Origin of the sequence: Nonomuraea sp. NPDC049655 (assembly GCF_044465465.1) — a bacterium.
Classification (GTDB): Bacteria; Actinomycetota; Actinomycetes; order Streptosporangiales; family Streptosporangiaceae; genus Nonomuraea.
Genome location: NZ_JBITLS010000010.1, coordinates 165,658 through 177,807, shown reverse-complemented (window position 1 = coordinate 177,807; position 12,150 = coordinate 165,658). Strand labels below are relative to the sequence as shown.

Here is a 12,150-nt window from a genome sequence, read left to right as displayed (position 1 = left end):
CGCCGGATCAGTGCTTGATCGTGTACTTGTCGCCGTACACCTTCCAGGTCAGCGGCGGCCTGAGGTCGAGGTTGCCCTTCCTGAGGAAGACGCGCTGCATGGTGTCGACCCGGGTGGTGTCGTCGTGGGCGTCCTCGGCCTTCATCGCCGCCTTCCTGGCGTCGAGGAACGCGTTGAGGTAGGCGACCTCGTCGCCGCCGCGGGCGGGGGAGGCTGCCTTGGCCAGCGCGGCCTTCCTGATGCCGCCGAAGCTGAGCTTGTCGGAGCCGGGGCCGTGCATGACCATGGCGTCGTAGTAGGCGAACTGGCCGAGCGCCCGCAGGCCGTCCTTCTTGGCCCGGCGGACGGCCGGGTCGAAGTAGACGCGGTCGCGCTCGTGGTCCTGGGCCCGCCGGAAGACGGGGTCGGCCGCGGCCTTCTTCCAGTCCTTGACGAACGGCTTGCCGAGGCCCTTGTGGGAGTCGGTGCCGTTGACCCTGCGCAGCGCGGGCAGGTACTTGGCCAGCACGTTCGAGGGCTTGCGCCGGGTGTAGAGCTCGACCAGCTCCAGCATGTCGCCGGTGCCGGAGCAGAAGCCGATGATGCCCGCGGTGTAGCCGCGTTCGTCCTTGATGTCCTCGATGTAGCCGTACTGGGCCTTCCAGTCCAGCGAGGAGTTCTCCGCGCTGGACACCAGCTGCATGGCGATGTCCTTCTTGTGTGGGTTATTGAGGTCTGCGGGGGAGACGCAGGTCAAGGCAAGGGACAGCGAGAGGCATGTAGCGGTCAGCACCGCTGCAAACTAGCGCAGTGGGCGCAAAGCCGCGAGTTGCTCCGCGAACGGGACGACCTCGTCGTCAGCCCCGGCCCCGCCTTCTTCCTCAGCCGCGGCCGGGCGGGGAGCGCGGCCCGCCAGCAGGCCGGCCAGCTCGCCGGCGGCCCGGTCGATGCGCTCGCCGAGCCCGTCGGTGAAGGAGTCGCCGCCGCCGCCCCAGTCCTCCGAGGCGGCGTAGACGGCGGTCGGCACGACGACGGCCCGCAGGTAGGCGAACAGCGGGCGCAGCGCGTGCTCCAGCACGAGCGAGTGGCGGGCGGTGCCGCCCGTGGCGGCGATCAGCACGGGCGTGCCCGCCAGGGCCGTGTTGTCCAGGACGTCGAAGAACGACTTGAACAGCCCGCTGTAGGAGCCGCTGAAGGTCGGCGTGACCGCGATGAGCCCGTCGGCCTGCGTCACGGCCTCGACCACCTCGCGCAGCCGGGCGCCGGGGAAGCCGGTCACCAGGTTGTTGGCGATGTCCACGGCCAGGTCGCGCAGCTCGACCACGCGCACCTCGGCAGCGCCGTCCAGCCGCCGCCGGGTGGCCTCGGCCAGCCGGTCGGCGAGCAGGCGGGTGGAGGACGGCTGGGTCAGGCCGGCCGTGACGACGACGAGCTTCATGGGGGGATCTCCTTCCCTGGAGGGGTCAGACCTCGACGGCCTGGGACGTACGGGCCTGGAGCAGCGAGGCGTGCGCCGGCGCGTCCGGGACGTCGGCCGGGCGGTCCTTGGCCATCTCCTTGCGCAGCACCGGCACGACCTCCTCGCCCAGGATGTCGAGCTGCTCCAGCACGGTCTTCAGCGGCAGGCCGGCGTGGTCCATGAGGAACAGCTGGCGCTGGTAGTCGCCGAAGAACTCGCGGAACTCCAGCGTCCGGTCGATGACCTGCTGCGGGCTGCCCACGGTGAGCGGGGTCTCGGCGGTGAACTCCTCCAGCGACGGCCCGTGGCCGTACACGGGGGCGTTGTCGAAGTAGGGGCGGAACTCGCGGACCGCGTCCTGGGAGTTCTTGCGCATGAACACCTGGCCGCCCAGGCCGACGATCGCCTGCTCGGGCGTGCCGTGCCCGTAGTGGGCGTAGCGCCGGCGGTAGAGGTTGATCAGGCGGATGAAGTGCTCCTTGGGCCAGAAGATGTTGTTGGCGAAGAAGCCGTCACCGTAGTAGGCGGCCTGCTCGGCGATCTCCGGGCTGCGGATCGAGCCGTGCCACACGAACGGCGGCACCCCGTCGAGCGGGCGCGGCGTGCTGGTGAACCCCTGCAGCGGGGTGCGGAAGCGGCCCTCCCAGTCGACGACGTCCTCGCGCCAGAGCTGGTGCAGCAGCGCGTAGTTCTCCACGGCCAGCGGGATGCCCTGGCGGATGTCCTGCCCGAACCACGGGTAGACCGGCCCGGTGTTGCCACGGCCCAGCATGAGGTCCACCCGGCCGTCGGCCAGGTGCTGGAGCATGGCGAAGTCCTCGGCGATCTTGACCGGGTCGTTGGTCGTGATCAACGTCGTGGCGGTGGACAGGATCAGCCGCTCGGTCCTGGCCGCGATGTAGCCGAGCATGGTGGTCGGCGAGGACGGCACGAACGGCGGGTTGTGGTGCTCGCCCGTCGCGAACACGTCGAGGCCGACCTCCTCGGCCTTGAGCGCGATCGCCACCATCGCCTTGATCCGCTCGTGCTCGGTCGGGGTCCTGCCGGTGGTGGGGTCGGTGGTCACGTCGCCCACGCTGAAGATTCCGAACTGCACTTTAGTCACCATCCATGACTGTTGAATCTTTGACAGGTACCGTAGCGTCCCGGCCTCCGCCGTTATTCCATCATCCCGGTCAGGCGCCCGCGCGGGCGCGGAAGGCCGCCGCCTTGGCGCGGTTGCCGCAGCCGCGCATGTCGCACCAGCGGCGGGTGCGGCGGTGGGAGGCGTCGACGTACAGGCGGGTGCAGGGGTCGGCCTCGCACTCGCGGATCAGCTCCGCCTGCGGGCCGCCGAGCAGCTCGATCGCCGCGCGCGCCGTCGTGGACAGCGCGCCGGGCAGGCCGCCGCCGCGCCGCAGGACGCGCTCGTCGAGCGCGACGTCCGCGGGCGGGCGCCGGGCGGTCTCGTTGAGCAGGTCGCGGTCGGCCCGGTCGTACGGGCTGCCCTCGCGGGCGGCCGTGGCCAGCCGGTAGATCGCCTCGCGCAGGGCCGTCGCCCGCGCCAGGTCGTCGTCGCCGGTCTCGGGCGGCTCGTCGAGGAGCCCGGCGGCGACCGTCCAGCGGGCCAGGTCGGCGGGGGAGGCCAGCAGGTCGATGCGCGCGCCCCGGCGGTGGCCGATGGTGCCGGCGAGGTCGAGGCCGAGGTTGCCGCTGACGAAGGTGAAGTCCACGGCTCCCATCGTAACCGCGTTGACAAGTTACTTCCGGCGCTGCCAAGGTTTCTAACCATTGAATCCGGTTACTTTGGGGGCATCGTGGCGACACTCAGCACCGTCGGCGGCGGGACGCGCCGGTTCGGCGCGCGGCACCGATGGGTCGTGCTGTCCGTGGGCGTCGGCGCCCAGGCCAGCTTCTCGGCCATGTTCTCCGGCATCCCGCTGACCGCGGTCTCCATGCGCTCGGGCTACCACCTGTCGCTGGGCTCACTCGGCCTGGTCCTGTCCTGCCTGGGGCTGGGCGTGGCCGCCTCCGACATCGCGTGGGGCATGCTCACCGACCGCTGGGGCGACCGCCGCGTGCTGCTGGCCGGGCTGACCGCCACGGGCGCGCTGCTGGCGGTGATGGCCGCCGCCGTCACGCCGGCCGAGCACGCCGGGGTGGCCCTGCTGGCGGCGTGCCTGCTGGCCGCCGGGGCGCTGGGCGGCAGCGTGAACGGCGCCTCCGGGCGGGCCGTCATGACCTGGTTCGCCGACGGCGAGCGGGGGCTGGCCATGAGCGTCCGCCAGACGGCCGTCCCCGTCGGCGGCGCGGTCGGGGTCGCCCTGCTGCCCTGGCTCGCCGAGCGGTACGGGTTCCGCGCCGTCTACGCCGTACCGGCGGTGTTCTGTCTGCTGGCGGCGGCGGCCACCTGGCGCTGGCTGCACGAGCCGGCGCCCGCCGCCGCGGCCGCCGCCCCGGAGCCCGGCCCCTCCCCGCTGCGCCGCTGGGACGTGTGGCGGGTGGCGCTGGCCAGCGGGCTGCTCACCGTGCCGCAGTTCGCCGTGCTGTCCTTCACCGCGATCTTCCTGCACGACGTCAAGGGGGCCGGCGCCGGCCTGGCCGCCCTCACCGTGCTCGTCGCCCAGCTCGGCGGCGGCGCGGCGCGCATCTGGACCGGCCGGCGCACCGACCGCCGCGGCGGGCGGCGCACCTGGATCCGCGCCATCGGGACCCTGTCCGGCGTCGTGATGGCCGCCGCCGCGGTGCTCACCTCGGCGCCCACCCCGCTCACCGTCGCCGCCCTGGCGATCGGCGGCCTGCTGGCCAACTCCTGGCACGGCATCGCCTACACCGAGATCGCCGCCATGGCGGGCGCGGCCAGGGCGGGCACCGCGCTCGGCCTGGAGGGCACCGCCTGCTTCGCCTCGGGCTTCGTGACCCCGCTGCTCGTCCCGGTGGTGCTCGGCCTCGCCTCGTGGGAGGCGGTGTGGGGGCTGGCCGCGCTCGCCTCGCTGGTGGCCGTGCCGCTGATCCCGGGGGCCGTGCGGCCGGTGCCGCGGGCCGCCGTCACAGGGCGTTGATCGCCGCCGGGCCGAGGATCCGCTCGGGCGCGCCGCGCTCGGCCACGGTGATCATCGCCTGGCCGATGCGCTCGGTCGTCGTCACCGACGCCGGGAACAGCCGCCGCAGCAGCGGGTAGAGCGGCGCGGCCACGACGTAGGCCAGCCGGTACCAGCGGGTGCGCGAGGTCACGCCGTGCATCGGCTGGATGTAGCCGGGACGGAACATGTAGGCGTGGAACGGCAGCGCGAGCAGCGCGTTCTCCGTCGCGCCCTTCACCCTGGCCCACATCGCGCGGCCGTGCGCGTCCGTGCCGGCCCCCGAGACGTAGACGAAGGTCGAGGACGGGCTGAGCCGGGCCAGCGTGGTGCCGGCCGCCAGCGTGTAGTCGTAGGTGATCCGCCGGTACTCCTGCTCGCTCATGCCCGCCGCGGACACGCCGAGGCAGAAGAAGCACGCGTCGTAGCCGGCCAGCTCGCCCTCGACGGCCGACAGGTCCGACAGGTCGGCATGGAGCAGCTCGCGCAGCTTGGGGTGGACCGTCCCCGTGGGCGACCGGCCGACCGTGAGCACGGCCGTCACGCGCTCGTCGAGCAGGCACTCCCTGAGCACGCCGCGCCCGACCATGCCGGTCGCCCCGAAGATGATCACTCTCATGGTTCAGCCAGATCCCACCCGCCGCGCCGCCGCAGCACTCCCAGATAGTACGCCGCCGACACCACCGCGATCCCGGCGGTGACGTACAGGCTGGGCCGGCCGATCGACGGGTCCAGCGCGTTGAGGTAGATCACGTACGCCAGCGCGGCCAGCGCCAGCACCGGCGCGAGCGGGAACCACGGCATCCGGTACGCCGCGTGGCCGGTCGTGCCGTTGCGCCGCCCGGCGATCGCGCCCAGGCACAGCGCCGCGTACACGGCCACGATCGAGGTGCCGGTCACCACCAGCAGGAAGCGCTCGTCGATGAAGCAGCAGGCCGCGCTGACCACGCCGGTCAGGACCGTGGCCACCCACGGCGAGCCGTACCGGGCGTGGATCGACGACAGCAGGCGGCTGACCGGCGCGGGCCAGGCGCGGTCCCGTCCGGTGCTGAACAACATGCGCGAGGTGATGAGGATGATGGCCAGCACGGCGTTGAGGATGGCCAGCGCCACGGCCAGGGAGATCACCGTGTTGGCCACGGACCCGGCGCGGGCGGTGACGAAGTACTGCATCATGTTCTCCGCGCCGAACAGGCCCTCCAGCGACGGCGCGCCCACCAGCACCGCCGTCACCGGCACCAGCTCGGCCGCCACGGTGACGCCCAGCGCCCACAGCACGGTCTTGGCGATGCTCTTCGGCGCGTCGTGCACCTCCTCGCCGAAGTAGACCGCCGAGCCGTACCCGTTGTAGGAGAAGATCGCCACCGCGGTCGCCGCGCCGATCAGGCCCAGCGAGGCGGGCACCAGCGCGCCGCCGTCCCCGGCCACCACCGGATGGGTGATCAGCTCGACCGGCGAGCGCTGCGGACTGAACAGGCCGAGCGCCGCCACGACCACCAGCGCGATCATCTCGATGGCCAGGAACACCCCGGTCACCCAGGCGTTCAGCTTGATGTCGAAGACCGCCACGACGGTGGTGAGCAGGCACGTCACGGCCGCCACCAGCGGCCCGTCCAGCCCCGGGAGGACGACCGACAGGTACGCGCCCACGCCCAGCGCGATGACGGCGATGATGAGCAGCTGCGTGATGAGGATCAGCCCGAGCACCACGAAGCCGGGCAGCCGGCCGAGCGTCCGGGCGGTGATGGCGTACTCGCCGCCGGTGAGCGGGAACGCCGAGCCCAGCTCGGCGTAGACGAAGGCCATGAACACGCCCACGACGGCGCCGGCCAGGTAGCTGAGGATCGCGCCGCTGCCGGCCTGGGAGATCACGCCGGGGGCGATGATGAAGACCGAGGACGCGGGGGTGATGGCGGACAGGGTGAGGAGGAGGGTGCCGAGGAGCTTGAGTCCCCGGTGCAGGTGTGGATGGGCGGCCGTTGATGCCACGACGCCTCCTTGGGGGGTTCCTTGAGCGAGTATCAAAGAACTATCGGGGGCGTTCGTCAAGGATGGCTTGCGTTTTTTGAAGCGTCTATGAAGAATCGCGGCCATGGCGCGACCCAGCCGGGCCCGGGAGAAGCGGGCCGAACTCGTCTCCGCCGCCCGCCGGGCGGTGCTCGAACGCGGCATCCTCGACCTGCGGCTGCGTGACGTCGCCGAGGTCGCCGGCATGTCGGCGGGGTCGGTGCTGTACTACTTCCCGAGCATGGCCGGCCTGCTGCAGGAGGTGCAGCGCGAGGCGGTCGACCGGTTCTGCGCCGCCCGCGAGGCCGCCGCCGCCCGCGAGCCCGACCTGCGGCGGCGCCTGGTCATCACCATCGGCAGCGGCCTGCCCGCCGGTCCGGGCGACGAGCTGTGCGTGCTGCTGTACGAGCTGGGGGCGCACGCCCGGCGCGACCCGGCGTACGCGGCCCAGCACATCCGGCTGTACGAGCGGCAGGTGGCCCTGTACGCCGCGATCCTGGAGGCGGGGTCGGCGACCGGCGTCTTCACGCTGACCCGGGACGCCATGACGATCGCCCGGAACCTGGTGGCGCTGGAGGACGGGCTGGGGTTGCACCTGCTGGACGCGGTGCAGCCGTTCGACACGGAGACGGCCCGCGACCTCCTCCTGTCCTACGCCACAGACGCCACCCACTGCCCCCTGACCCGCACGTGACCCCCTCTGTCCGGTCTGTCCGGGCGCCACACCCCATCCGCCATCCCGCCTCCGGTGCGTCTACCGGCGGCCGCGACGCCGTGCGATCATCGGCCCGTGACGTCCCTCCCTGATCCCGGCACGCGCAAGTACGCCACCCTCGGGCTGAGCGTGCTCTGCGCAGCGGCCCTCACCGGCTACGGACTGGTGGCCTGGAGCATCTGGCGGCTGGACTGGATGCCCACGGAGCTCCTGGCCAAGTGCGGCATCGCGGCCGCGGTGCTCCCCGGCGCCGGCCTCGCCCTCGGGTACGCGTTCGCGGCACGGCGGCCCACGCCCGTACGGCTCTTCGCGGCCTCGGCGGGCGCGGCGATCGGAGCAGTGTGCCTGCTCCTGGCCACTGTCGGCTACATCTGGTTCTCGATGTCGGCGAACGTGTAGCCACGGCAGCAACCCGAGGGAACATTCGTCCAATCCTCCGGCGCGGGACGGCCGCCACAGTGGCCCCATGACCAGTTCCCACGGCGACACCACCGAGAGCACGATCCTCTCCCTGGACGACGGCGACCTCCACGTCTGCCAGGACGGCCCCCGCGACGCCCCCGCCCTCCTCCTCATCCACGGTTCGGCGTCCTCGGCCCGCTCCTGGGACCAGATGGTCCCCCTGCTCACGGGCTCCCATCGCGTCATCCGGATCGACCTGCTCGGCCACGGCCGCTCCGCCAAACCGGACGACCGCGGCTACACCACCGCCGACCAGGCACGCCGGGTCGGCGAGGCGCTGGACCGGCTCGGCGTACGGGAGGCCGTGGTCGCGGGCCACTCCAGCGGCGGCGTGGTCGCCACCGCCCTGGCCGAACGGCGTCCCGGCCTGGTGACGGCGCTCGTCCTCATCAACACCGGGCCTGACCTGGACGCCTTCATCGCCCCGGCGTCGGCCGCGTTCGCCCCCTCGCAGTGGCCGCCGACCGACGAGCAGATCCGCCTGTTCGCGAGCCCGGGCTTCAGCCGTCCCGGCTACCAGCCCCCGGACGAGCTGCTGGACGAGGTGCGATGCATGACCCTCCACACGCTCGCCGCGACCATGCAGGGCACCCGCGACTACCTGCACGAACGGCCGCTGCCCGACCGCCTGGCGCCTCTGGGCAAGCCGTTGCTGGTGATCTTCGGCGCGGACGACCGCCGGTGGCGCTCCTCGTCCGCGTCCGGCTACCGCGTCGTGCCGGGGGCCGAGATCGAGCTCCTGCCCGGCCTCGGCCACACCCCCATCCTGGAGGACCCCCAGCAGACCGCCATCCCCCTCCTCGCCTTCACCACAACCCACCCCGAACAGCCACACTGAGCCCGCCGTGCCCGCAGGCGGCCAAGCCAGGAAGCCGTCGCGGCCGGGGGGGTCGGGGATGGGGTCACCGGGCTGTGCGCCAGCTCTGTTCCTCCACCAGCTCCTGGCTGCGCCAGCCGCCGGAAGTACGCCGCAGGCGGTGGTGGTACCAGCCGCCGCCGTGCAGGAACCCCTTGGCGTCGGCCGCGGCCATGTCCCGCGTTGGGGCGAGGGTGTCGGTGAACGGCGCGCTGACCCGCGCCTCGTCCCCGGTGAGGACGATCCGCGGGGCCCCGATCAGGTGCAGGCGTCCGGGCCAGTGCGGCAGCACCTCGGCGAGCCAGCTCTTGACCTCCGCCAGCCCGCCCCTGATCCCGCCCGCGGACCGGTAGTCGATGACCGCCTCCGGGCTGAACACCTCGTCGAGCAGGTCCCACTCGCCGGAGTCGACGGCCCGCGAGTACCGGGCCAGCAGGTCGGTGATCTCCAGGCGGTCGGCGATCTCCTGAACGTCCATGCCCTGATCGAACCAAACGCTTGCTACAAGCGCCAGGCCCCCGCGCCGGGGAGGGGCCGGAAGGGCCGCGAAAAAGCGTCAGCCAGGTCGGCGACCCGCCGACCTGGCTGATGAGAGATGGTGGACGATACTGGGATTGAACCAGTGACCTCTTCCGTGTCAGGGAAGCGCTCTCCCGCTGAGCTAATCGTCCTTCGTAGAGGTGGCGACGGGATTTGAACCCGTGTGGACGGCTTTGCAGGCCGCTGCCTCGCCTCTCGGCCACGCCACCGAGCCGGAAGCTCCGAGCGGAAGACGGGATTCGAACCCGCGACCCTCACCTTGGCAAGGTGATGCTCTACCACTGAGCCACTTCCGCGTGCGCCCCGCTCGTGCCGGGCGACGAGAGAACTCTAGCGAATCCTCGCCGAGTCCCCAAACCGGAGCGCTTCCGCGCAGGTCGTCCCAGGTGCGGCCCGGCCGCGCCCCGGGGCGGGACCCGGGGCGGAGGCGCAAGGAGGGCACGGCCCGTCAGCGGCCCAGTTGCATGCCCGCCGGATGCGGCCCCTCCGTCTCAAGCCGGTACTCCCGCCCCGACACCGCCCGGTTGTCGTCGATGACCCGCTCCGACGGCGGCTTCTCCCCGCCCAAGACCGCCTCCTGCATGCGCGTGAAGCGCTCGTGGGCCTCCTGGACGTACCCGGTGCCGAGCGTGGTGCAGTCGATCTGGGTGGCCAGCAGCTCCCGCAGGTACGCCTTGTTCGGCTCGAACGTCACCGGCGGCGGCAGCTCGGGAGCCAGCACCTGGTCGGGATCCCGTCCGTCGAACCGCTTGAACAGCTCGCAGGCCAGCCGCAGATGCTCGATCTCCATGTTCAGGTGCAGCTCCCAGACGGCCTTCACCCTGGGGTCGGACTCGGTCTCCATGAACGAGTGGTAGAGGTAGCACTCGTTGTACTCGTGGTTGAGCAGCATCTCCCACCAGCTCTCGCCCGGGTCGACCAGCGACTCGTAGTGGGTGACGTGCTCCTCCTCCACCATGGCGATCTCCTGGTAGAGCTGCCGGGCGATCGGCTCCATGGCCAGCGGCCCGACGTTCATGTAGAAGTTCATGGTCTGCTGCTCGGCCGCCATGACGGTCAGGGCGTGCAGTTTCGACAGCGGCTCGGTGCGGTGCCGGTCGTACGGCTCGCGCACGTTGTCGACCGGGTCCCGGTGGTGCAGGTACGTCGGCCGCCCCGGCATGACCTCGGTGACCCCGTCCACGATCTTCTCGGCCTTGCGGTGCTCGATCATCTCGTAGAGGTTGGCGTACCGGTAGAGGTGGTCGAAGTCCTCCAGCACTCCGAACTGGTACGCCTGCGTCAGGTACGGGTCGGGCTCCATGCGCGCCACCCACGCCGTCAGGTCCACCGCGACCTGCTCGTAGGCGATGGTGGTCTCCAGCACCGACGCGACGCCGGGCAGCAGCCAGTTGACCGCCTTCTGCTGCTGCGCCTCGATGTGGCGCACCCGGGCGAGCTGCCGCTTCAATTCCAGGTCGGTGCAGTGGCGGGCGAGCTGGTGGCTGAACAGGACCGCCTCGGTCTCGATGCCGTTCATCGTGATGATCCGGCAGCGGGTGTACGGGTCGGCGTGGTCGGGATCGATGGGCGAGACGTTGAGCTCCCGCCAGTCGCGCAGCTGCTCGTCCAGCGGGATGCCCCGCTCCTGAAGTGGGTCGAAGGCCATGTCGCTGCGCCTACCCGCGGCCTGGTGGGGCAACCTCCGCGTTGCGTCGCCGAACGATCCGCGTTCGGTAAGGAGGCGCGTGCCCGACCGGCGCCCGGGTAGGCCGCTGGACGTGGCTGAACACGATGTCATCGACGTGCTGATGGCCCAGCACGGCCAGATCAGGGACCTGTTCGACGAGGTGGAGCAGGCGCCGCCGGAACGGGTGGAGGAGGCGTTCGAGCGGCTGATCCGCCTGCTGGCCGTGCACGAGACCGCCGAGGAGGAGATCGTCCACCCCTACGCGCGCAGGAAGGTGGACGGCGGTCCAGGCGTGGTGGCCGACCGGCTGGCCGAGGAGAACCGGGCCAAGCGGCTGCTCGTCGAGATCGACCGGGCGGGCGTGGACGACCCGGCGTTCTGGGAGAAGCTGGCCGAGCTGCGCACGGCGGTCACCATGCACGCCCGCAGCGAGGAGCGCTACGAGTTCGCCCAGCTGCGCGACAGCACCTCCGTCGTGGAACGCCGGGCCATGGCGGCGGCGGTGCGGGCGGCCGAGGCGGTCGGGCCGCTGCGGCCGCGTCCCGGCGTGGAGTCGGCCACGAAGAACGTGCTGATCGGCACGCCCCTCGCGCTGATGGACCGGGCCCGCGAGATCATCAGGAAGGCCCTGGGGAGCGGCTGACACTTCGTCCCCGGACGAAATGTCGGTGCGTTAGCGTCGTGGGCATGGAGCACATCGCCCGTGACGCCGACATCGCGCCCGTCGCCGCGCTCATCGCCGACCCCACCAGGGCCGCCATGCTCACAGCGCTGCTCGGCGGCCGGGCCCTGGCCGCCGGCGAGCTGGCCAGGGTCGCCGGGGTGAGCGCCGCGACCGCCAGCGCCCATCTGGCCCGGCTGCTCGACGGAAGCCTGGTCGACGTCGTCCGGCAGGGCCGCCACCGCTACTACCGGCTGGCCGGGCACGAGATCGCCGAGGTGCTGGAGACCCTGGCCAGGGTGAGCGCCCGCCCGCCGGTGCGCTCCCTGCGGCAGTCCCGGCAGGCGCGCCTGCTGGAGGAGGCCCGCACCTGCTACGACCATCTGGCCGGACGCGCCGGCGTCGCCCTGCTCGACCGGCTCAGGGACGGCGGCTTCTACGACCGCCAGGACCTCACCCCCGACGGCGAACGCCTGCTGACGAGCCTGGGCGTGGACGTCGAGGGCGCCCGCAGGACCAGGCGGCGCTTCGCCCCGGAATGCCTCGACTGGACCGAACGCCGGTCGCATCTCGGCGGAGCACTGGGCGCCGCGATCACTGACGTCCTGCTGGAACGCGGCTGGTACCGGCGCGGATCGGTGCCACGCGCGGTGGTCCTCACCGACGAGGGCAGGGAGGGGCTGGCGGCGATCTTCCCGAGTAAGGAGCTAACATCGGGTACGCCGGTTACCTAAAGCGAGAGA

The 12,150-nt window shown here is 72.0% G+C and carries 14 protein-coding genes and 3 tRNA genes; 6 read left to right on the top strand and 11 right to left on the bottom strand.

Annotated elements, in window-relative coordinates; translation table 11 throughout:
• Positions 1-7: 7 nt before the first annotated feature.
• From ACIBQ6_RS30540 to ACIBQ6_RS30525, 4 genes are all read right to left on the bottom strand, one after another.
• Positions 8-682, bottom strand: a complete 675-nt coding sequence (locus ACIBQ6_RS30540) for a chitosanase (RefSeq protein WP_358285570.1) — start codon at positions 680-682, stop codon at positions 8-10.
• Positions 683-781: 99 nt separating this feature from the next.
• Positions 782-1,417, bottom strand: a complete 636-nt coding sequence (locus ACIBQ6_RS30535) for an FMN reductase (RefSeq protein WP_397216082.1) — start codon at positions 1,415-1,417, stop codon at positions 782-784.
• A 25-nt stretch (positions 1,418-1,442) separates the two neighbouring features.
• The gene (locus ACIBQ6_RS30530; protein WP_397216080.1) at positions 1,443-2,534 is read right to left on the bottom strand and encodes an LLM class flavin-dependent oxidoreductase; all 1,092 of its coding nucleotides are present in this window, start codon (positions 2,532-2,534) and stop codon (positions 1,443-1,445) included.
• 79 nt (positions 2,535-2,613) lie between these two features.
• Positions 2,614-3,150, bottom strand: coding sequence for a CGNR zinc finger domain-containing protein (locus ACIBQ6_RS30525; RefSeq protein WP_397216078.1), 537 nt, complete (start codon positions 3,148-3,150; stop codon positions 2,614-2,616).
• 84 nt (positions 3,151-3,234) lie between these two features.
• On the opposite strand from ACIBQ6_RS30525, the gene ACIBQ6_RS30520 reads away from it, so the two are divergent.
• Positions 3,235-4,479, top strand: coding sequence for an MFS transporter (locus ACIBQ6_RS30520; protein ID WP_397216076.1), 1,245 nt, complete (start codon positions 3,235-3,237; stop codon positions 4,477-4,479).
• Here ACIBQ6_RS30520 and ACIBQ6_RS30515 read toward each other — a convergent pair.
• Both ACIBQ6_RS30515 and ACIBQ6_RS30510 read right to left on the bottom strand, forming a co-directional pair.
• The gene (locus ACIBQ6_RS30515) at positions 4,466-5,116 is read right to left on the bottom strand and encodes an NAD-dependent epimerase/dehydratase family protein (protein ID WP_358285582.1); all 651 of its coding nucleotides are present in this window, start codon (positions 5,114-5,116) and stop codon (positions 4,466-4,468) included. The two genes, ACIBQ6_RS30520 and ACIBQ6_RS30515, sit on opposite strands and share 14 nt — an antisense overlap.
• On the bottom strand, positions 5,113-6,486 hold the full coding sequence (locus tag ACIBQ6_RS30510; RefSeq protein WP_397216073.1) for an APC family permease: 1,374 nt from the start codon (positions 6,484-6,486) through the stop codon (positions 5,113-5,115). The genes ACIBQ6_RS30515 and ACIBQ6_RS30510 overlap by 4 nt, the downstream gene beginning before the upstream one ends.
• A 103-nt stretch (positions 6,487-6,589) precedes the next feature.
• Between ACIBQ6_RS30510 and ACIBQ6_RS30505 the strand changes: the two genes are divergently transcribed.
• From ACIBQ6_RS30505 to ACIBQ6_RS30495, 3 genes are all read left to right on the top strand, one after another.
• Positions 6,590-7,198, top strand: coding sequence for a TetR/AcrR family transcriptional regulator (locus ACIBQ6_RS30505; RefSeq protein WP_358285587.1), 609 nt, complete (start codon positions 6,590-6,592; stop codon positions 7,196-7,198).
• Positions 7,199-7,294: 96 nt separating this feature from the next.
• The gene (locus ACIBQ6_RS30500; RefSeq protein WP_397216071.1) at positions 7,295-7,618 is read left to right on the top strand and encodes a hypothetical protein; all 324 of its coding nucleotides are present in this window, start codon (positions 7,295-7,297) and stop codon (positions 7,616-7,618) included.
• 67 nt (positions 7,619-7,685) lie between these two features.
• Positions 7,686-8,519, top strand: coding sequence for an alpha/beta fold hydrolase (locus tag ACIBQ6_RS30495; protein WP_397216069.1), 834 nt, complete (start codon positions 7,686-7,688; stop codon positions 8,517-8,519).
• A gap of 64 nt (positions 8,520-8,583) precedes the next feature.
• Here ACIBQ6_RS30495 and ACIBQ6_RS30490 read toward each other — a convergent pair whose 3' ends face one another.
• The 5 genes from ACIBQ6_RS30490 to ACIBQ6_RS30470 form a co-directional block, all read right to left on the bottom strand.
• Positions 8,584-9,015, bottom strand: a complete 432-nt coding sequence (locus ACIBQ6_RS30490) for a nuclear transport factor 2 family protein (RefSeq protein WP_397216067.1) — start codon at positions 9,013-9,015, stop codon at positions 8,584-8,586.
• Positions 9,016-9,133: 118 nt separating this feature from the next.
• A tRNA-Val gene (locus tag ACIBQ6_RS30485) sits at positions 9,134-9,208 on the bottom strand.
• A 7-nt stretch (positions 9,209-9,215) separates the two neighbouring features.
• A tRNA-Cys gene (locus tag ACIBQ6_RS30480) sits at positions 9,216-9,286 on the bottom strand.
• A 15-nt stretch (positions 9,287-9,301) separates the two neighbouring features.
• A tRNA-Gly gene (locus ACIBQ6_RS30475) sits at positions 9,302-9,373 on the bottom strand.
• A gap of 152 nt (positions 9,374-9,525) precedes the next feature.
• Complete coding sequence (locus ACIBQ6_RS30470; protein WP_358285595.1) at positions 9,526-10,725, bottom strand: hypothetical protein; 1,200 nt, start codon at positions 10,723-10,725, stop codon at positions 9,526-9,528.
• A gap of 112 nt (positions 10,726-10,837) precedes the next feature.
• On the opposite strand from ACIBQ6_RS30470, the gene ACIBQ6_RS30465 reads away from it, so the two are divergent.
• Positions 10,838-11,389, top strand: a complete 552-nt coding sequence (locus ACIBQ6_RS30465) for a hemerythrin domain-containing protein (protein WP_397216065.1) — start codon at positions 10,838-10,840, stop codon at positions 11,387-11,389.
• Between the two features lie 44 nt (positions 11,390-11,433).
• Positions 11,434-12,141, top strand: coding sequence for an ArsR/SmtB family transcription factor (locus ACIBQ6_RS30460; RefSeq protein ID WP_397216063.1), 708 nt, complete (start codon positions 11,434-11,436; stop codon positions 12,139-12,141).
• Positions 12,142-12,150: the final 9 nt, after the last annotated feature.

Excerpts from the sequence above, each read along its gene's own strand:
- ACIBQ6_RS30540 (WP_358285570.1), bottom strand. The coding sequence starts at position 682 with ATGCAGCTGGTGTCCAGCGCGGAGAACTCCTCGCTGGACTGGAAGGCC.
- ACIBQ6_RS30535 (WP_397216082.1), bottom strand. The coding sequence starts at position 1,417 with ATGAAGCTCGTCGTCGTCACGGCCGGCCTGACCCAGCCGTCCTCCACC.
- ACIBQ6_RS30515 (WP_358285582.1), bottom strand. The coding sequence starts at position 5,116 with ATGAGAGTGATCATCTTCGGGGCGACCGGCATGGTCGGGCGCGGCGTG.
- ACIBQ6_RS30505 (WP_358285587.1), top strand. The coding sequence starts at position 6,590 with ATGGCGCGACCCAGCCGGGCCCGGGAGAAGCGGGCCGAACTCGTCTCC.
- ACIBQ6_RS30495 (WP_397216069.1), top strand. The coding sequence starts at position 7,686 with ATGACCAGTTCCCACGGCGACACCACCGAGAGCACGATCCTCTCCCTG.
- ACIBQ6_RS30490 (WP_397216067.1), bottom strand. The coding sequence starts at position 9,015 with ATGGACGTTCAGGAGATCGCCGACCGCCTGGAGATCACCGACCTGCTG.
- ACIBQ6_RS30470 (WP_358285595.1), bottom strand. The coding sequence starts at position 10,725 with ATGGCCTTCGACCCACTTCAGGAGCGGGGCATCCCGCTGGACGAGCAG.
- ACIBQ6_RS30460 (WP_397216063.1), top strand. The coding sequence starts at position 11,434 with ATGGAGCACATCGCCCGTGACGCCGACATCGCGCCCGTCGCCGCGCTC.